The 17,564-nt window shown below is 69.9% G+C and carries 18 protein-coding genes; 6 read left to right on the forward strand and 12 right to left on the reverse strand.

Features of this window, described 5'->3' with window-relative positions; all coding sequences use genetic code 11:
• Positions 1-4: 4 nt before the first annotated feature.
• The 8 genes from atpA to ACFPLC_RS05150 form a co-directional block, all read right to left on the reverse strand.
• Positions 5-1,642: a F0F1 ATP synthase subunit alpha gene (atpA, locus tag ACFPLC_RS05115; RefSeq protein ID WP_378188745.1), complete on the reverse strand. Its 1,638-nt coding sequence runs from the start codon at positions 1,640-1,642 to the stop codon at positions 5-7.
• A gap of 57 nt (positions 1,643-1,699) precedes the next feature.
• A complete protein-coding gene (locus ACFPLC_RS05120) occupies positions 1,700-2,524 on the reverse strand; it encodes a F0F1 ATP synthase subunit delta (protein ID WP_378188747.1) in 825 nt (274 codons plus the stop codon).
• Positions 2,525-2,530: 6 nt separating this feature from the next.
• Positions 2,531-3,064, reverse strand: a complete 534-nt coding sequence (locus ACFPLC_RS05125; RefSeq protein ID WP_378189066.1) for a F0F1 ATP synthase subunit B — start codon at positions 3,062-3,064, stop codon at positions 2,531-2,533.
• 50 nt (positions 3,065-3,114) lie between these two features.
• Positions 3,115-3,369 carry an ATP synthase subunit c family protein gene (locus tag ACFPLC_RS05130; protein WP_378188748.1) on the reverse strand — a complete coding sequence of 85 codons (255 nt, stop codon included), beginning with the start codon at positions 3,367-3,369 and terminating at the stop codon, positions 3,115-3,117.
• 55 nt (positions 3,370-3,424) lie between these two features.
• The gene (gene atpB / locus ACFPLC_RS05135) at positions 3,425-4,210 is read right to left on the reverse strand and encodes a F0F1 ATP synthase subunit A (RefSeq protein WP_378188749.1); all 786 of its coding nucleotides are present in this window, start codon (positions 4,208-4,210) and stop codon (positions 3,425-3,427) included.
• 519 nt (positions 4,211-4,729) lie between these two features.
• Positions 4,730-5,173, reverse strand: coding sequence for a hypothetical protein (locus tag ACFPLC_RS05140; protein WP_378188751.1), 444 nt, complete (start codon positions 5,171-5,173; stop codon positions 4,730-4,732).
• Positions 5,174-5,219: 46 nt separating this feature from the next.
• Positions 5,220-6,377 carry a glycosyltransferase family 4 protein gene (locus ACFPLC_RS05145; RefSeq protein WP_191316925.1) on the reverse strand — a complete coding sequence of 386 codons (1,158 nt, stop codon included), beginning with the start codon at positions 6,375-6,377 and terminating at the stop codon, positions 5,220-5,222.
• Between the two features lie 74 nt (positions 6,378-6,451).
• Positions 6,452-7,102 (reverse strand): L-threonylcarbamoyladenylate synthase, encoded by a 651-nt coding sequence (locus ACFPLC_RS05150; protein WP_191316924.1) that lies wholly within the window; start codon positions 7,100-7,102, stop codon positions 6,452-6,454.
• 546 nt (positions 7,103-7,648) lie between these two features.
• On the opposite strand from ACFPLC_RS05150, the gene ACFPLC_RS05155 reads away from it, so the two are divergent.
• On the forward strand, positions 7,649-9,622 hold the full coding sequence (locus ACFPLC_RS05155) for a M6 family metalloprotease domain-containing protein (RefSeq protein WP_378188752.1): 1,974 nt from the start codon (positions 7,649-7,651) through the stop codon (positions 9,620-9,622).
• A gap of 108 nt (positions 9,623-9,730) precedes the next feature.
• On the opposite strand, the gene prmC is transcribed toward ACFPLC_RS05155, so the two are convergent.
• Together prmC and ACFPLC_RS05165 are read right to left on the reverse strand one after the other, a co-directional pair.
• Positions 9,731-10,597, reverse strand: a complete 867-nt coding sequence (gene prmC / locus ACFPLC_RS05160) for a peptide chain release factor N(5)-glutamine methyltransferase (protein ID WP_191316922.1) — start codon at positions 10,595-10,597, stop codon at positions 9,731-9,733.
• Positions 10,598-10,693: 96 nt separating this feature from the next.
• Positions 10,694-11,041 carry a MerR family transcriptional regulator gene (locus tag ACFPLC_RS05165; RefSeq protein WP_378189067.1) on the reverse strand — a complete coding sequence of 116 codons (348 nt, stop codon included), beginning with the start codon at positions 11,039-11,041 and terminating at the stop codon, positions 10,694-10,696.
• 55 nt (positions 11,042-11,096) lie between these two features.
• Between ACFPLC_RS05165 and ACFPLC_RS05170 the strand changes: the two genes are divergently transcribed.
• The 5 genes from ACFPLC_RS05170 (at position 11,097) to ACFPLC_RS05190 (ending at position 15,991) form a co-directional block, all read left to right on the forward strand.
• A complete protein-coding gene (locus tag ACFPLC_RS05170; protein ID WP_378188754.1) occupies positions 11,097-11,885 on the forward strand; it encodes a TIGR03619 family F420-dependent LLM class oxidoreductase in 789 nt (262 codons plus the stop codon).
• Between the two features lie 120 nt (positions 11,886-12,005).
• Complete coding sequence (locus ACFPLC_RS05175; RefSeq protein WP_378188756.1) at positions 12,006-13,010, forward strand: glycosyltransferase family 2 protein; 1,005 nt, start codon at positions 12,006-12,008, stop codon at positions 13,008-13,010.
• Positions 13,007-13,438, forward strand: coding sequence for a GtrA family protein (locus ACFPLC_RS05180; protein WP_378188758.1), 432 nt, complete (start codon positions 13,007-13,009; stop codon positions 13,436-13,438). Before ACFPLC_RS05175 ends, ACFPLC_RS05180 begins: the two co-directional genes overlap by 4 nt.
• A complete protein-coding gene (locus tag ACFPLC_RS05185; protein WP_378188760.1) occupies positions 13,431-14,696 on the forward strand; it encodes a mannosyltransferase family protein in 1,266 nt (421 codons plus the stop codon). The genes ACFPLC_RS05180 and ACFPLC_RS05185 overlap by 8 nt, the downstream gene beginning before the upstream one ends.
• 23 nt (positions 14,697-14,719) lie before the next feature.
• Complete coding sequence (locus ACFPLC_RS05190) at positions 14,720-15,991, forward strand: hypothetical protein (protein ID WP_378188761.1); 1,272 nt, start codon at positions 14,720-14,722, stop codon at positions 15,989-15,991.
• A gap of 168 nt (positions 15,992-16,159) precedes the next feature.
• On the opposite strand, the gene prfA is transcribed toward ACFPLC_RS05190, so the two are convergent.
• Both prfA and rpmE read right to left on the reverse strand, forming a co-directional pair.
• The gene (gene prfA, locus ACFPLC_RS05195) at positions 16,160-17,230 is read right to left on the reverse strand and encodes a peptide chain release factor 1 (protein WP_191316802.1); all 1,071 of its coding nucleotides are present in this window, start codon (positions 17,228-17,230) and stop codon (positions 16,160-16,162) included.
• A 79-nt stretch (positions 17,231-17,309) separates the two neighbouring features.
• Positions 17,310-17,540: a 50S ribosomal protein L31 gene (gene rpmE / locus ACFPLC_RS05200; RefSeq protein WP_086840656.1), complete on the reverse strand. Its 231-nt coding sequence runs from the start codon at positions 17,538-17,540 to the stop codon at positions 17,310-17,312.
• Positions 17,541-17,564: the final 24 nt, after the last annotated feature.

Genomic DNA, 17,564 nt, shown 5'->3' on the forward strand with positions numbered 1-17,564 from the left:
CAGCTCACTTCTTCGGCGCGGGCTTGTTGACCTTGACGGTCTCCTGCCCGACCTTGTCGGATTCCATGGCGTCCGCGTTCTCCTGGAGCGGCTTGCCCTCGGAGGTGGTGAACTCCTTCTTGAACTCGTTCACCGCGGCGACCAGCTTGTCGGCCGTCTCGTCCTCGAACTTCCCGGAGTCGCGGATCGCGCCCAGGATGTCGTCGTGCTTGCGGCGGGCCGACTCGAGGAACTCGTGGTTGAAGCGGCGGACGTCCTCGGTCGGGACCGAGTCGTAGTGGCCGTTCGTGCCCAGCCACACCGTGCAGACCTGCTCCTCGACCGGGATCGGCGAGTACTGCGGCTGCTTGAGCACCTCGTACAGGCGGGCACCGCGCTCGAGCTGCGCCTTGGAGGCGTCGTCGAGGTCGGAGGCGAAGGCCGCGAAGGCCTCCAGCTCGCGGTACTGCGACAGGTCGATCCGGAGCGAGCCGGAGACCGACTTCATCGCCTTGACCTGCGCGGCACCACCCACGCGGGACACCGAGATGCCCACGTCGATGGCCGGGCGCTGGCCGGCGTTGAACAGGTCCGACTGGAAGAAGCACTGGCCGTCGGTGATCGAGATGACGTTGGTCGGGATGTAGGCCGACACGTCGTTCGCCTTGGTCTCGATGATCGGGAGACCGGTCAGCGAGCCGGCGCCCAGCTCGTCCGACAGCTTCGCGCAGCGCTCCAGCAGGCGGGAGTGCAAGTAGAAGACGTCGCCGGGGAACGCCTCGCGGCCCGGCGGGCGGCGCAGCAGCAGCGAGATCGCGCGGTAGGCGTCGGCCTGCTTGGTCAGGTCGTCGAACACGATGAGGACGTGCTTGCCCTCGTACATCCAGTGCTGGCCGATGGCCGAACCGGTGTACGGCGCGATCCACTTGAAGCCGGCCGAGTCGGACGCGGGGGCCGCGACGATGGTCGTGTACTCCAGCGCGCCGGCGTCCTCGAGGGACTTCTTCACGGCGGCGATCGTGGAGCCCTTCTGTCCGACCGCGACGTAGATGCAGCGGACCTGCTTCTTCGGGTCGCCGGTCTCCCAGTTGGCCTTCTGGTTGATGATCGTGTCCACGGCGACGGCGGTCTTGCCCGTCTTGCGGTCACCGATGATCAGCTGGCGCTGGCCGCGGCCGATCGGGGTCATCGCGTCGATGGCGGTGATGCCGGTCTGCAGCGGCTCCGACACCGGCTGGCGCTCGACCACCGAGGCGGCCTTCAGCTCCAGCGCGCGGCGCTCGGTGGTCTCGATGTCGCCGAGGCCGTCGATCGCCTGGCCCAGCGGGTTGACGACGCGGCCGAGGTAGCCGTCGCCGACCGGCACCGACAGGACCTGGCCGGTGCGCTTGACCTGCTGGCCCTCTTCGATGCTTTCGAAGTCACCGAGGATCGCGGCACCGATGGAACGCGCGTCCAGGTTCAGTGCGACGCCCAGGACGCCGCCGGGGAACTCGAGCAGCTCGTTGGCCATGGCCGAGGGCAGGCCCTCGACGTGGGCGATGCCGTCACCGGCGTCCACCACGGTGCCAACTTCTTCCCGGCTCACGTCCGGGGCGTAACTCGAGACGTAGTTCTCGATCGCGCTACGGATCTCATCCGAGGAGATCGTCAGCTCGGCCATGTCTTTCCCGCTCTCGCTTCGTTCTTGCCAGTATGCAAAGTCTTGTGTGACCTGGGGCTATGCCCGGGCCAGCCGCCTGCGCAACGCCGCGAGCTGCCCCGCCGCGCTTCCGTCGATGACCTCGTCGCCGACGCGGACGACGAGCCCGCCGCCGAGCCGCGGGTCGATCTCGACGTGCAGCGCGATCGGCCGCCCGTAGAGGGCGTCGAGCTTCGCGCCCAGCTGGGCGACCTGCTCGTCGGTCAGGGCGTTCGCGCTGGTCACGTAGGCGACCGAACGCTCACGCCGCTCCGCGGCCAGCTTGACCAGCTTGTCGAGCCCGACGCCGACGCCGCGGCCCTTGGCCCGGCGGACGACCTGCTCGACGAGGGTCTCGGTGACGACGTCCACCTTGTCGGCGAACAGGCCGCGCACCAGCGTGCGCTTCGCGTCGGCGGAACCGGTCAGGTCCGAGAGCGCCTTTTCGAGCTCGGGGTGGTTGGCCACGACCCGCGCGACCTGGAAGAGCTGGGACTCGACGGTGTCGACGTTCCCGGTCTTCTCCGCCGAGGTGAGCAGGGCCGAGCGACCGAGCGACTCGAGGCCGTCGGTCAGCTCGCGGGGGCTGGACCAGCGGCTGCCCGCCACGGTGTCGAGCACCTTCAGGGCCGGTTCGGACAGCTTGCCGTCGAACAGCCGGCGCACCAGCGCGGTGCGCGCCTCCGACGTCGCCGAAGCGTCGCTCACTGCCCGGCGCAGGCCGATTTCCCGGTCCAGCAGGTCGACGACCGAGAGCAGCTCGTCGCCGACCGTGGCGGCATCGGCTCCCGCGTCGGCCAGAACCTCGCCGAGGCGTTCCTCGGCGAGGCCGAGCGCTTCACGGCTCGCAGCATGCAGCGTCATTCTGGTCTACTTCCCCGCTCCGTTGGAGGCACCGGTGGTCTCCAGCTCCGCCAGGAACCGGTCGACGGTGCCGCGGCGGCGCGCCTCGTCCTCGAGCGACTCGCCGACGATGCGGCTGGCCAGCTCGACGGCGTTGCGGCCCATGTCGGCCCGCAGCTCCGCGATGATCTGCGCCTTCTGGGCCTGCAGCTGGGCCTGCCCCTGGGCGACGATGCGCTGGGACTCGGCCTCCGCCTCGGCCCGCAGCTCCGCCTTGATCTGCTCGGCTTCGAGCCGGGCGTCGTCGCGGATCTTCGCGGCTTCGGTCCGGGCCTCCTGCAGCTGGGCCTTGTACTGGGCCAGCGCCTCTTCGGCTTCGGCCTGGGCCCGCTCGGCCTTCTCGATGCCACCCTCGATCTTCTGCGCACGCTCTTCGTACGAGGCCTCGAAGCGAGGGACGACGTACTTCTTGAGGATGAACAGCAGGATGAGGAAGGCGACGATGCCGAGGATCAGCTCCGAAATGTCGGGGACGATCGGCAATGGCGTCTCGGACGCCATGACCAGTTCGTTCGTCACGGCAAGGCCTCCTTAAACAATGAGCGGATGACTCAGGCGGAGGCGATGAAGTAGATGACGATGCCGATCAGGGCGAGCACCTCGGTCAGAACGAAGGTCGAGAAGCCGATGCCCTGCAGCTTGCCCTGCGCCTCCGGCTGGCGGGCGGTGCCGTTGATGACGGCGGCGAAGATCAGGCCCACACCGATGCCCGGGCCGATCGCGCCCAGGCCGTAGCCGATCGCGGCGAGACCGGGGTTGATGTTGACAGCCTGCTCCGCGGCCTGGGCCAGAACGATGTTGCTCACGTGCATTTCCCTTCACTTCGGTCCACGCGCTCGCGTGGATCGGGGGCTTGTGTTCTCAGTGCTCCGACGCCAGCGCGGCGCCGATGTACCCGGCCGACAGCAGGGCGAAGATGTAGGCCTGCAGCACCTGGATGAAGGCCTCGAGGAAAGTCATCCCGATGGCGAAGATCCAGGCCACCAGGGAAACCGGCTTCAGCGCCCAGCTCGACGTCTCGGTCAGCAGGAAGGTGCCGCCGAGGGTGAACACCGCCAGGATCAGGTGACCCGCGAACATGGCGGCGAAAACACGGATGGCGAGCGTGAGCGGGTTGAGGAAGAACTTCTCCGCGAACTCGATCAGCGCGAAGAGCGGCAGCACCGGGCCCGGCACGCCCGGCGGCGCGAGTTCCTTCTTGAAGTACCCCTTGAAGCCGTGCCGCTTCAACCCGACGAAGTGGTACACCGGGTAGACGACGAGGACCGACAGGGCGACGGGGAAGCCGAAGCGCGCCATGGTCGGGAACTGCAGCAGCGGGATGATCCCGTAGAGGTTGTTCACCAGAACGAAGGTGAACAGCGCGAAAACGAGCGGCACGAACGGCTTGAAGTCTTTCGAACCGATCTGCTCGCGCGCGATGTTGTTGCGGCTGAAGTCGTAGATCGACTCCGCGATGAACTGCCCCTTGCCCGGCACGACCTGCAGCTTGCGGGTGGCCAGCAGGAAGTAGGCCGCGATGATCACGACCGAGAGCACGACGAGCACCATCGGCTTGGTGACCGAGCCGAAAATCGGCGGCAGGATGAAGCTTTCGGCGCCGGGCGGCGCGAACGTCGCACCCTCGGCCAATACCAGCGCGCCCACTGGGCTCCTTCCGGTTCTCCCGGCCGGCGTTCACTCCGCCGGGGGAATCGTCACGATCTGGACTTAACGTACCCGATACGTATCGGGACGTCGGAGGCGGCTACCCCACGGTCCGCAGAACACGCCTTCACGTTCTGCACACGGGGTTGTCTCGCGTGAACACTGCCCTGCGGTCTACTTCGGACCAGCGGCAAACGGCGGAACTACACGGTCGCCACACTGCTGATCGCGGTTCGTCTCGGGAAGCGCGCGGCCGAGGCCGCCACCCTTGACGCGGACCATACCAGCAGGTCAATCCACGCCGGACAGGCGTACTCCTAACCAACCGATCAGCGCAGGACTTAGGTCCCGGGTCGGCCCGGGACCCAGGTCCGGTGCGGGCCGGGACCGGGCCGGGATCACCGCAGGCGAGGGGTCCCGGTCACTGTGCGCAGCAGCGCACGCAAGCGCACTTTTGTGGTCCCGGTCACACTCAAGCGGCCGCAGGCGGGTGCACGAAGAGTGACAGATCAGGACTGGTCAGGACGGGATGATCGTCGGGATCTTCGTCTTGCGGAAGGCGGCGAACTCGGCCGCGGCGGCGAGCAGGATGGCCACGATCATCGTGATGCCGAGCGACATCGGGTGCAGCGCGGTGACGCCCTTCAGCAGCGTCAGCGCGGCGAAGAGGAGGACGACCTTCACGACGTACCCGCCGAGCGCGATGACCATGACGAACATCGGGTCCTGGCCCGCGCTGAACCTCATCAAGCCCAGCGTCGACAGCGAAGCCAGCAGCGCCAGCACCCCGCCGACCAGCGAGCCCAGGAAGCCGGGCAAGCCGTTGAGGATGCTGAACAGGGCGATGCAGACGATCACCGCGGGCGGGGTCACCAGCAGCGAAGCCTTCGTCATCGCGCGGGCGGCCTGCAGCACCACCTTGGCGTGCGGGTTCTCCTGCTCCTGCGTTTCGGCTTCGCTCACACTGGCTCCCTGCTCGGTTGACCCCGAGTGTAGAGAACCCCGCGGGTCACGTTCCGGGCTGGTTGCGCGAGCGCAGCCGCGGGACGATCGAGACGACCACCGCGAAGACCAGCCCGATCCCGATGATCCACAGCGCCGCGGCGTCGTCGAACAGCGTCACCGACACCGCGCCGAAGGCGAGGATCCCGGCCCACAGGTAGATCAGCAGGACCGCGCGGCGCTGGGAGTGGCCGATCTCCAGCAGGCGGTGGTGCAGGTGCATCTTGTCGGCCGCGAACGGGCTTTCGCCGCGGCGGGTGCGCCGGACGACCGCCATGATCAGGTCCAGCATCGGCACGAACAGCACCGCGGCCACCACCACCAGCGGCGAGAGCAGCGCGATCGCGTCCTTGCCGCTGAACTGCGGGTACGGCACGCGCCCGGACGCCGACGTCGTCGCGCCGGCGAGCATCAGGCCGATCATCATCGAACCGGAGTCGCCCATGAAGATCTTCGCGGGCTGGAAGTTGTACGGCAGGAAACCCAGGCAGGCACCGGCGAGCGTGGCCGCGATCAGCGCGGGCGGGTAGGTGCCGACGTCGCCGCCGGAGCTGTCGAGCAGGCCGAGGGAGAAGGCGCAGGTGGCGGCGGCCGCGATGAAGCCCAGCCCGCCGGCCAGCCCGTCGAGGCCGTCGACGAAGTTCATCGCGTTGACCATGACCACGACCATCACGACGGTGAGCAGCGCGCCCTGGTTCTTGTCGAGCACCAGCACCGAGCCGAACGAGCCGCCGGTGCCGCCCCACGGCACCCAGAACGACACCCACTGCACGCCGAAGATGACCAGGATCCCGGCGCACATCACCTGGCCGGCCAGCTTCGTCCAGGCGTCCAGCTCGAACCGGTCGTCGAGCGCGCCGATCAGGGAGATGACACCGGCGGCCAGCAGCACGCCGACCGAGTCGAACGAGGCGTCGAAACCGTGGGACAGCGCGGGCAGCTGGTGGGCCAGGCCCATCGCGCCGGCGACGCCGAGGTAGATGCCGACCCCGCCCATCCGCGGGATCGGGGCCACGTGGACGTCCCGGGCGCGCGGGTTGGCGATCGCGCCGACGCGGATCGCGACCCGGCGGACGACACCGGTGAGCAGGTAGGTCACGGCCGTCGCGGTCAGCGCGACGAGGATGTATTCCCGGATGGGGAGGAGACCGGATGTGGGCGGCACGGGGACGTCACGCTCGCGGGGTCGGGGTCACCCGCGACACGGTATCGTGCCGCGTTTTCCGCCGTGATCCGGCTTCAGGCCAAGGATTCCGCGGGCACACCGAGCACCTCCGCGACCGCCGTCTTCGCGACCGAGCCCTCGCGGAGGACCACCGGTTCGGTGCCGGTGAGGTCCACGATGGTCGACGCGACGGGCTCGCCGCTCGACCCGCCGTCGAGGTACACCGCGACCGAGTCGCCGAGCTGCTCCTGCGCTTCCTGCGCGGTGCTGGCGGGCGGGCGGCCGGAGACGTTCGCGCTCGAGACGGCCATCGGCCCGACGTCGCGCAGCAGCTCGAGGGCCACGGGGTGCAGCGGCATCCGGAGCATCACGGTGCCGCGGGCGTCGCCGAGGTTCCACTGCAGGCTCGGCGCGTGCGGCAGCACGATGGACAGGTCGCCGGGCCAGAAGGCTTCGATGAGCGCCCGCGCCTGCGGCGGCACCCCGAGCACCAGGCCGTCCACAGTGGACCACGAGCCGACGAGCACGCCGACCGGCATGTCCGGGCCGCGGTTCTTGGCGCGCAGCAGCGCCTGGACGGCACCGGCGTCGAAGGCGTCGGCACCGATCCCGTAGACGGTGTCGGTCGGCAGGACGACCAGCCTGCTCGACCGCACGGCACCCGCGGCCGCCGCCAGCCCGTCGGCCCGGGTCTCCCGCTTGCTGCAGTCGTAGACCACGCTCATGGGGGGCAAGCGTAGTCCCGGCGGTCGGGGGGACGTTCGTGTGGTGGGCGCGGTGGCCGACGCGGTTCGGCGGGCGCGGGGGTCGGGGTGGGGCGCCGGGTTGTGGGCGCGGTGGCCCGCACGGTTCGGCAGGCGCGGGGTCGGGGTGGGGCACGGGCGTCGGGGTTGCGCGCGGGTGGTGGGCGCGGTTCGTCGGACACGGGCGTCCCACGCGGCGCCGTGTGGTGGGCGCGGTGGTCGGCGCGGTTCCGGCGGGCACGGGCGTCGGGGGGGGCGCGGGTGGTGCGGCTTCGGCCGCCTGGCGCCTTGGGGGGCGCCCCCGTCTTCCACGCTACCGGCGACCACCGACAGTTCCCGGCGCTCCCGGCGCCCGCGGCCGGACTTGCCCACAACCTCGGCGAGGTTGCGCCCCTGACAACCGGCCAGACTTTCGTCGTGGGGCAAGCGGGTAAACCTCGCCGCGAGGCAGAACCGCGACAGCCGGGCTCAATACGGTCGATCTTCGGGAACCACCACCCCCGTGGGTTCCCAGTGAAGGAGCCGCACATGCGCCCCAGAACCCCGAAAGCGCTCGCCCTGCTCGCCGCCGTCGCCGTGATGAGCGGGCTCGGCACGGGGACCGCCGCCGCCGAGCCGCTGACCCGTGGCTGGCCCGCCCCGATCGACGCCGCGCATTGGGAGAACCAGGACCACATGACCTGGTCCGACTACCGCAAGGTCCCCGGCACGAACTGGGCCGACCCCACCCTGAAACCCACCCAGCGCACCTTCAAGGGCGCCGTCGTCCTCGCCGACTACCCGGACCAGGACTTCGTCGTCACGCAGCCCGCGCGTTCGACCGTCTTCGGCAACCCCGCGCCCACCGCCGCGGGCATCCCGCGGACCGGCGTCGCGCAGTACTACCAGGACTTCCTCAACAAGCCCGAAGCCCTCAACAACGGCCACACGATCAACGAGTACTGGATGGAGGACTCCGGCGGCCGGTTCGGCGTGCAGCTGACCGCGTTCGGGCCGTACCGGATGCCCGGGAAGTCCTACGAGTACGGCATGGAGTTCCAGCCGAGCGCGTGCCCGCCCGGCGCGAACTGCTCCCGCGACCTCCGCAAGGACGCCGGGGACGCCTGGCGCGCCGACGTCGGCGACACCGCGAACCAGTTCGACTTCGTCTTCTACCTCTCCGCCGGCCAGGACGAGAGCTCGACCTGGCAGGAGTTCGGCGAGATGAAGTTCGGGACGAAGGAGAACGTGCCCGACAGCTTCGGCCCGCCGAACCACGACCTGCCCAACTACGCGGCCACCCGGTACGTGCCGTGGACGTCGTGGGCGTCGGCCGCCAGCATCTGGCCGAACGCCCAGGACGGCAGCTCGGTGCAGGCCGAAAGCTCCGGCCAGTCGACGTACGCGCACGAGTTCAGCCACATCCTGGGCATCGGCGACAACTACAACAACCCGTTCGGGAACCCGCCGTCGCGCTCCTACAGCGGACCGTGGGACATGCTGTCGCGCGGCACGTTCAACGGACCCGGCGGCCCGCACACGCGCTGGCAGATCCCGGCGACGCAGGGCAGCTCGATGGGCGCCCAGCACCAGCTGCGCAACAAGCTGAAGCTCGGCATCGTCGACCCGGCGGACGTCCTGCAGCTCGACCGCAACGAGCTGGCCACGACCGGCCCGGTGTCGGTGCGGTTGACCGCCCGCGAGGCCGAAGCGCAGCCCGGCGCGTTCACCGGCCTGAACATCAAGCTCACCGGCGGGGACAAGGCCCCGAAGTGCGACCGGTCGACGGACCCGTTCTGCGACGGCGGCGGCTACGACAACTACACGGTCGAGGTCGTCGACCGGATGGGCGCGGACTCGTTCGCCCCGGACTCCGGCGTCATGATCACCAAGACGAAGAACAAGGACAACGCGCCCTTCGACTGGGTGATCGACGCGAACCCGCAGGACATCGGCATCACCGACTACACGAAGCCGGACGGGACGCCGGTGAAGATCACCATCGGTGACTACCGCCAGCTCAACGACGCCCTGTTCAAGGCGGGCACCGAAGCGGCGAGCCCGTACGAGTACACCGACGAGGCGAACCGGCTGCGGTTCCTGATCACGGACCTGGCCCGCGACCGCCGCGGGATCCTGTCGTACACGGTGACGGTGGCCTCCCTGGACGGCGCGGGCAGCCAGGCCCGCGGGGCGGCGCTCACCCCGGCCCTCCCGGCCATCGCCCGCGGCGGCCTGGCCACGTGCGAATTCGGCCTGCTCAACACCGGCTCGGCCCGTGGTGCGAAGGCCCCGTACGACAGCGACACCTACCGGCTGAGCGTGTCGACGGACGCCCGCGGTTGGGAGGTCCGCCTGCCGAACGAGCTGGCGACGGCGAAGTTCGGCGGGCACGTGAAGGTGCCCGCGTACGCGAAGCGCGGCCAGGGCGGTGACCTCGCGGCCAGGGTCAAGCTGACGGCGACCTCGGTGAGCGACCCGTCGAAGACCGCGACGGCCAGCTGCACGGCGTTCGGGTTCTGAGCGCCCCGCGGCTTTCGCGGGCCAGGTGAAACGCCTTGAATGACTCATTCATGACCTCGGAGGTCATGAATGAGTCATTCAAGACGAGCGGACGACCTCGGGCGCAGCTCAGCCCAGCCGGCGGGCCGTGACGAAGCGGGCGCGGCCGGTCAGATCCGCGTGGTCCTCCACGCCCGTCAGCACCCGGCGGGCCCGGACCAGGGCCGGGACCGCCGAACCGTGCGTGTCGTCGTGCTCGATGGCCAGCCCGCCCCCGGGACGCAGCAGCCGGGCGCCCGCCGCGATCGCGTGGCGGATCACCGCCAGGCCGCTCTCCTCCGCGAACACCGCGCGCGGCGGGTCGTGCTCCGCGACCTCGGGTGGCACCGGGGTGCCCTCCGGGACGTACGGCGGGTTGCACAGCACCAGGTCGACCAGGCCGTCGAGCTCGGCGAACATCGTCGGGTCGCCGATGTCGCCCGAATACAACCGGATCGGGGTGTTGCCCGCGTCGGCGTGGACGTCGGCGTTGTGGCGGGCCCAGGCCAGCGCCTGGGGGTCGATGTCCACCGCGTAGACCACCGCGTCCGGGCGGGCGTGGGCCACCGCCAGCGCCAGCGCGCCCGATCCCGTGCACAGGTCCACCACCACCGGGAACTCCCGGCCCTGCAGGAACTTGACCCCCCACTCGAGCAGCAGCTCGGTCTCCGGCCGCGGGACGAACACGCCGGCGCCGACCGCGACCGTGATGTCCCCCAGCGCGGCCCAGCCGGTGAGGTACTGCAGGGGGATGCGCTTGGCGCGCTGCTGGACGAGCTGGCCGATGGCCTCGATGACCGGCGGGTCGACCAGCGGCACCATCGGCAGCCGGCCGCGTTCGACCCCGAGCACGTGCGCGGCGATCACCTCGGCGTCGAAGCGCGGCGAGGCGACGCCCGCGCGCTCGAGGATCCGGGTGGCCTCGATGATGGCCAGGCGCAGCGGCTGCCGATTCACTCGTCGTCCTTCACCTCGTCGAGCCTGGCACACCAGGCGGAACTCCCCCGTGAGGACACGCGCCGGTCCTACGCCGTCCAGCGTATCGAGGAACCCTCACCGATCGGCCGACAAGTACCCCGCCAGCACGGCCCGGTGCCGCTGCAGCGCCCCGATCCGGTCGTCCATCGCCGCCAGCTCGCGGTGCAGCACGCCGGCCAGTTCCGGGCACAGGTCCAGGCGGGCTTCCTCGCCCCGCGCGCACCGCAGCGCCGAGGCGATGACCCCGGTGGTCAGCCCGGCCGCGAGCAGCCGCCGGATCTGCCGGACGCGGACGACGTCGTCCTCGTCGAAGGACCGGTAGCCGTTGGCGTCGCGGGACGGCGTGAGCAGGCCCTGTTCCCCGTAGTAGCGCAGCAGCCGCGTGCTGACGCCGGTGCGTTGCGCGAGCTCGCCGATCCGCATGTTCACCCCCGCGAGGTTGACCTTCACACCGATGTGAATGCCTAACGTCGCCGGCATGAGCGAACATTTCCTGGAAGCCGTGCTGCCGAACGAGCAGCCGGACCTCGACCCCGCCCGGCCCGCCGAGCTGGCCCGGCTCGCCGAAGACCTCGGCTACCGCGCCGCCTGGCTGCCCGACCACCTGCTGCCGCCCAGCCCGTACGGCGAGGTGTTCGGCGGTGTGTACGAGCCGCTGGTCACCCTCGCCCACATCGCCGCCCGGACCAGCCGGATCCGGCTCGGGACGTCGGTGCTGATCGTGCCGCTGCGGGAGCCGTTCGCGCTGGCCAAGCAGGTCGCCACGCTCGACCGGCTGTCCGGCCACCGGTTCGACCTCGGCGTCGGCACCGGCTGGAACGAGCCGGAGTTCGCCGAGGTCGGCGCGGACTTCGGCACCCGGGGCAGGCAGACGGACACCACCCTGGACCTGCTCGCCGACCTGTTCCGCACCGGCCGGGGGCCCGGCGGCGGGTACTTCGAGCCGCGCCCCGACGGCCCGGTGCCGGTCACCGTCGGGGGCAACTCGGCGGCCGCGCTGCGGCGCGCGGCCCGGATCGGCACGACCTGGCAGAGCGCCGGCCTGCCCCCGGCCGAGTTCGGCGAGCGGGTCGCGACCCTGCGGCAGCTGGCCGGCGGGCGGGCGGTCCGGGCGGTGGCGCGGGCGCGGTGGCGGGACGACGCCCGGACGACCGCCGCCGACGTGCGCGCCTTCCGGGCGGCGGGCGCCGACGCGGTGGCCGTCCATTTCGGCGGCCACGAAGGCACCGAACGCCGGCTGGCCGAGCTGGCCGCGGCGGTGGACTGACCCGGGTCCCGGGATCGCGCCCGGCCGGGTCTTCTAGGATGCAGGGCACCAGGACGGGGGATTCGCCTGCTCGACGGCGCCGCCCGCACCTTTCGACACGAAACTCCGGGGAGCCCCGCAGTGCCCACAGAGCCGATCACCCGCCGCGTGGCGTTCATCTTCCCGATCTACAACGAGGAAGAGAACATCGACCTGCTGCACCGGACGGTCGACGAGGTGACCGCCCCCCTCGCCGGGAAGTACGACTTCAGCTTCCTGTACGTCGACGACGGCAGCCGGGACGGTTCGCTGGCCAAGCTCACCGAGCTCAGCGCCCGCGACGAGCGGGTCACCGTGGTCGAGCTGTCCCGCAACTTCGGCCACCAGATGGCCGTCACCGCCGGGCTGGACCTGGTCGACGCGGACGCCGTCGTCATCATGGACAGCGACATGCAGGACCCGCCGCGGGTGGCGCTCGAGCTGATCGAGAAGTGGGAAGAGGGCTTCGACGTCGTCTACGCGCAGCGCCGCTCGCGCCAGGACTCGGCGTTCAAGAAGATCACCGCCGGCGGGTTCTACTGGTTCCTGCGGAAGATGGCCGCGGTCGACATCCCGAAGAACACCGGCGACTTCCGGCTGATCGACCGCAAGGTGGTCGACGAGCTGCGCAAGTACCGCGAGCGCGACCGCTTCCTGCGCGGGCTGGTCAGCTACATCGGCTTCAAGCAGACGGCGGTGCTGTTCGACCGCGACAAGCGGCACGCCGGTGTCACCGGCTACCCGCTGCGCAAGATGCTGCGCTTCGCCGCCGACGGCATCCTCGGCTTCTCGGTGACGCCGCTGAAGATGATCACCCGCATGGGGTACCTGATCTCGTTCCTGAGCTTCCTCGGGATCGTCTACGTCGGCGGCGTCAAGCTGTTCGCCCCGGAGACCGCGGTGCCCGGCTGGGCGTTCCTCGGGATCGCGATGTTCTTCCTCGGCGGGATCCAGATCATCATGCTCGGCGTGCTCGGCAGCTACATCGGCCGCACGTACTCGCAGGTGCAGAACCGGCCGCTCTACGGCGTCGCGTCGGTGCGCACCGGCCCGGGCGTGCCGGCCGAGGCCCGCGAGGGCGCCGAAGCGGGAAGCAGCGCCCGGTGAAGCTGATCTCGGCGACCCAGCTGCGCTTCGGGATCGTCGGCGTGGCGAACACCCTCGTCGACGCCCTCGGCTACGCGCTGCTGGTCACGCTGGGCGTCCCGCTGTTCGTGGCGAACTTCATCTCCACGACCACGGGCATGCTGCTCAGCTTCACGCTGAACCGGAACTTCACCTTCCGCGCCAAGGACGGCGACGTCCGCCGCCAGGCGCTGCTGTTCTTCGCCGTCACCGCGTTCGGGCTGTGGGTCGTGCAGGCGGCGATCATCTTCGCCGTCACCGCGGCGTTCCCCGGCGTGAACGTGCTGATCCCGAAGTTCGCCGGGATCGCGGTCGGCCTGGTCTGGAACTACGTGCTCTACAACAAGGTCGTGTTCCGGCAGCGGCCCGTGACGGCCGAACCGCCGGTCGCCGAGGCCACGCATGACTAGCACCGCCGTGTCGTCCCGGGTGACCGATCAGGTCGAGCCGGAACGCACGGAGGAGGCCCGCGCCGGCCGCCGGGCCTGGCTGAACGGCGACTACGCCCGCGTCTTCGCCGTGGTGCTGGCCTGGAACGTGGTGCTGATCGCGCTGGCGTACCTGTTCGCGCCGTCCAGCCCGGTCGACGAAGGCATCCCCAAGACCGGCATCGGCTCGACGATGAGCCTGCTGGCGCACACCTACCGCTGGGACGCCGGCAACTACGGCGAAATCGCCATGCACGCCTACACCGGCAGCTACGCCCCGACGCGGGCGTTCTACCCGGTGTTCCCGCTGCTGGTCTGGCTGGTGCAGACGGTCAGCTTCGGCACGCTCGGCCTGCTCGCCGCCGGGTTCCTGGTCAACCTGGTGGCCACCTGGCTGGCCGCGGTCGCGCTGCTGAAGATCGGGCGGCACTTCTTCGACGGCGAGCGGGCCCCGTGGCTGGTCGTCGCGGCCTTCCTCACCGCGCCCGCGGCGTTCTTCCTGCACTCGTTCTACAGCGAGGCGGTGTTCTGCGCGCTGGGCTTCTGGGCCTACCTGTTCGCGCTGCGCCGCCAGTGGCTCTGGATGGGACTGACGCTCATCCCGCTGACGGCGTCCCGGATCACCGCGGCGGTGTTCGTCGGCCTGTGCTTCCTGGAGTTCTGGCGCTCGAAGGACTGGAAACCGCGCGGCCTGCTGTCGTGGCACCTGCTGTGGTTCCCGCTGGCGTTCGCCGGCCTGGCCGGCGTGATGGTCGCCATGAAGATCCAGACCGGGGACTTCTTCGCCAGCTTCAACGCGCTCAAGGGCGTGCGGGAGTGGTCGTACCACCGGTTCAACCCGAACATCCTCGAAACGCTCTGGTTCGAAGCCAAGCTCACCGGCCACGCGCTCCTCGGCGACACCAAGATGGACGCGTGGACGCTGATGAGCCACGTGCTGCCGATGATCGGCCTGGCGCTGCTGTTCGCGTCCTCGGTGTACGTCCTGGTGGCGCTGCGGGCGAAGGGCGTCCCGCTGGCGCTGTTCGGGTTCGCGTCCATCGTGATGCTGACGATGAACAGCAACGTCGTCTCGGTGCACCGCTACCTGCTGCCGTGCCTGGTGATGTACGTGGCGCTGGTCCTGTTCGGCGAGCGCCGCCCGAAGCTGCGTGGCGCGGTGCACGTGGTCCTGTACGCGAACGCCCTGGTCTGCGGAATGATCTACCTTCGCTTCATAACGGGGTTCTGGTCCGGCTGAGCACAGCCGAGGGGGGCGGGGAAATGAGCTTGTCCGGTTCGCTGCGGGAAGGAACCGAGCACGGACCTTCGGCGGCCGAGCGGACCGTCGAGATCCCCCGGGTCGCCGGCCGGCCGGCCGCTGCCGGGCCGTCCGAGCGGACCCGCCGGATCTCCGTGATCGTGCTCGCCGCGCTGCTGGTCCTGCTCGCTTTCGGGGTCCGGCTGGCCCTGTTCCGGTACGAGACCGCGGACTACACCGCGTTCTACCGGCGGTGGTACGACTTCGTCGTCGACCAGGGCGGGATCGGCGCGCTCAAGTACGAGTTCTCCGACCTGAACGCGCCCTACCGGTACTTCATGGTGCTGCTGCCGCACCTGCCGGTGCCCTCGCCGCTCGCCGGGATCAAGGCCTTCTCGGTCCTGTTCGACGTGGTGACGGCGTTCTTCGTGTACCGCATCGTGGCGCTGAAGCACCCGTCGCGCTGGATCGCGGCCGCGGCGGCGTTCACCGTGTTCATGCTGCCGACCGTGGTGATCAACAGCGCCATGTGGGCCCAGGGCGACGCGATCTACACCGCGTTCTCCGTCGGCGCCGTCTACTTCCTGCTGCGGAAGCGGCCCTGGTGGGCGTGTGTCTTCTTCGGCCTCGCGCTCGCGTTCAAGCTGCAGGCGATCTTCCTCTTCCCGCTGCTGCTCGTGATGGTGCTGCTCGGCCGCGTGCCGTGGCGGGCCCTGGTGGCGATCCCGGTCGTCTACCTGGCGCTGGACGTCCCCGCGCTGCTGGCCGGGGCGTCCCCGGGGAAGCTGCTGACGGTCTACCTCAACCAGACGGGCATCTACCCGCAGCTGACGCTCAGCGCGCCCAACATCTGGCAGTTCTTCCGCGGCGAGCACGGCATGGAAGCGATGAAGACCCCGGCGGTCCTGCTGACCGCGTTGCTGATCTTCACGCTCTGCCTGCTGGTGGTGCTCAGCCGGGTCGAGCTGACCGACACGCGGATCCTGGTGATCGGGGCGATCTCGGCGATCCTCGTGCCGTTCGTCCTGCCGTCGATGCACGAGCGGTACTTCTACCTCGCCGACGTCTTGACGCTCGTCCTGGCGTTCTACCTGCCGCGGCAGCTGTGGTACCTGCCGATCATCGTCGAGTTCTGCTCGCTCATGTGCTACCTGCCGAACATCTTCTTCGCGAAGGAGGGCGGCGAGCCGGTCGACTTCCGCATCCTCGCGGCGCTGGAGCTGGGCGCGCTGATCCTGCTGGTGCGGTACACGGTCTGGGACTTCCGGCAGCACCGCGAGCCACTGACAAGGTGATCGCTGGTCCCGCTAGAGCCGTGTCGGCCCTTCAATCACGCGTGTCGACTGTCTGATCACGCGTGTCGACCCTTGAACCACGGGCTCGGAGTTGCCCGGGCTCGGGCCTGAAGGGTCGACTCGCGTGATTGAGGAGCCGACACGCGTGATCAGGAGGTCGACACGGCGTCAGCCCGACTGAGCGGCCAGGCGCTCTTCGCGGTCCGCGGTCGCCAGGGCGTCCAGGACGCCGTCCAGGTCGCCGTCGAGGACCTGGTCGAGGTTGTAGGCCTTGTAGTTGACGCGGTGGTCGGAGATGCGGTTCTCCGGGAAGTTGTACGTCCGGATGCGTTCCGAGCGGTCGACCGTGCGGACCTGGGACTTGCGGGCGTCCGACGCCTTCGCCGCCGCCTCTTCCTCCGCGATCGCCTGTAGCCGCGCCTGGAGCACCTGCAACGCGCGCGCCCGGTTCTGGATCTGGGACTTCTCGTTCTGGCAGGACACGACGATGCCGGTCGGCAGGTGGGTGATCCGGACCGCCGAGTCGGTCGTGTTGACGCTCTGGCCGCCCGGGCCCGAGGACCGGAACACGTCGATGCGCAGGTCGTTCGGGTCGATTTCGACCTCGACCTCCTCCGGCTCCGGGTAGATGAGCACGCCGGACGCGGACGTGTGGATGCGGCCCTGGGACTCGGTCGCCGGCACGCGCTGGACACGGTGGACGCCGCCCTCGAACTTCAGGCGGGACCAGACGCCGTCGACGTCGGCCGACTTCGTCTTGATCGACAGCGTGACGTCCTTGAAGCCGCCCAGGTCGGAGTCGACCGAGTCGAGGACCTCCGCCTTCCAGCCGTGGCGCTCGGCGTAGCGCAGGTACATCCGCAGCAGGTCACCGGCGAACAGGGCCGACTCCTCGCCGCCCTCGCCGGACTTGATCTCCATCACGACGTCGGAGCCGTCGTACGGGTCGCGGGGGAGCAGCAGCTCGGTGAGCTTCGACTCCAGCTCGGGGATGCGCGCGGCCAGCTCCTCGGCCTCGGCGGCGAACTCCGCGTCCTCCGAGGCCATCTCCCGCGCCGCCGCGAGGTCGTCCCGGGCCGTGTCGAGCTCGTGGACCGCGCGGACGACCGGCGTCAGCTCGGCGTAGCGGCGGCCGAGCTTGCGGGCGCGCGCCTGGTCGGCGTGCACCGCCGGGTCCGCCAGCTGCTGCTCCAGCTCCGCGTGTTCGGCGAGCAGCCCCTTGAGCGAGCTCGAATCCACCTCTGCCACCTCTCAGCCCGGGAAACAACATAAAGAACGGCGCCCACCCGGGAGTACCGGATGGGCGCCGTGCAAAAAGCTACTTGGCGTCGGCGTCCTTCTTCTGCCGCTTGCCGTAGCGAGCCTCGAAGCGCGCGACCCGGCCACCGGTGTCCATGATCTTCTGCTTGCCCGTGTAGAACGGGTGGCAGTTCGAGCAGATCTCGACGTGGATGTTGCCGCTGGTCTTGGTGCTGCGCGTGGTGAAGCTGTTGCCGCAGTCGCAGTTCACGTTCGTGACCACGTACTCGGGGTGAATACCGCTCTTCATGGTGTCCTCTCTCGTTGGCTCCGG

The sequence above is a fragment of the Amycolatopsis plumensis genome, from assembly GCF_042652605.1.
Lineage (GTDB): Bacteria > Actinomycetota > Actinomycetes > Mycobacteriales > Pseudonocardiaceae > Amycolatopsis > Amycolatopsis plumensis.

Bases quoted from the DNA above. Each gene is read 5' to 3' on its own strand.
- ACFPLC_RS05125 (WP_378189066.1), bottom strand. From the start codon at position 3,064: ATGGCGTCCGAGACGCCATTGCCGATCGTCCCCGACATTTCGGAGCTG.
- ACFPLC_RS05120 (WP_378188747.1), bottom strand. From the start codon at position 2,524: ATGACGCTGCATGCTGCGAGCCGTGAAGCGCTCGGCCTCGCCGAGGAA.
- ACFPLC_RS05150 (WP_191316924.1), bottom strand. From the start codon at position 7,102: ATGAGCGTGGTCTACGACTGCAGCAAGCGGGAGACCCGGGCCGACGGG.
- ACFPLC_RS05155 (WP_378188752.1), top strand. From the start codon at position 7,649: ATGCGCCCCAGAACCCCGAAAGCGCTCGCCCTGCTCGCCGCCGTCGCC.
- ACFPLC_RS05170 (WP_378188754.1), top strand. From the start codon at position 11,097: ATGAGCGAACATTTCCTGGAAGCCGTGCTGCCGAACGAGCAGCCGGAC.
- ACFPLC_RS05190 (WP_378188761.1), top strand. From the start codon at position 14,720: ATGAGCTTGTCCGGTTCGCTGCGGGAAGGAACCGAGCACGGACCTTCG.
- atpA (WP_378188745.1), bottom strand. From the start codon at position 1,642: ATGGCCGAGCTGACGATCTCCTCGGATGAGATCCGTAGCGCGATCGAG.
- ACFPLC_RS05185 (WP_378188760.1), top strand. From the start codon at position 13,431: ATGACTAGCACCGCCGTGTCGTCCCGGGTGACCGATCAGGTCGAGCCG.
- ACFPLC_RS05165 (WP_378189067.1), bottom strand. From the start codon at position 11,041: ATGCGGATCGGCGAGCTCGCGCAACGCACCGGCGTCAGCACGCGGCTG.
- rpmE (WP_086840656.1), bottom strand. From the start codon at position 17,540: ATGAAGAGCGGTATTCACCCCGAGTACGTGGTCACGAACGTGAACTGC.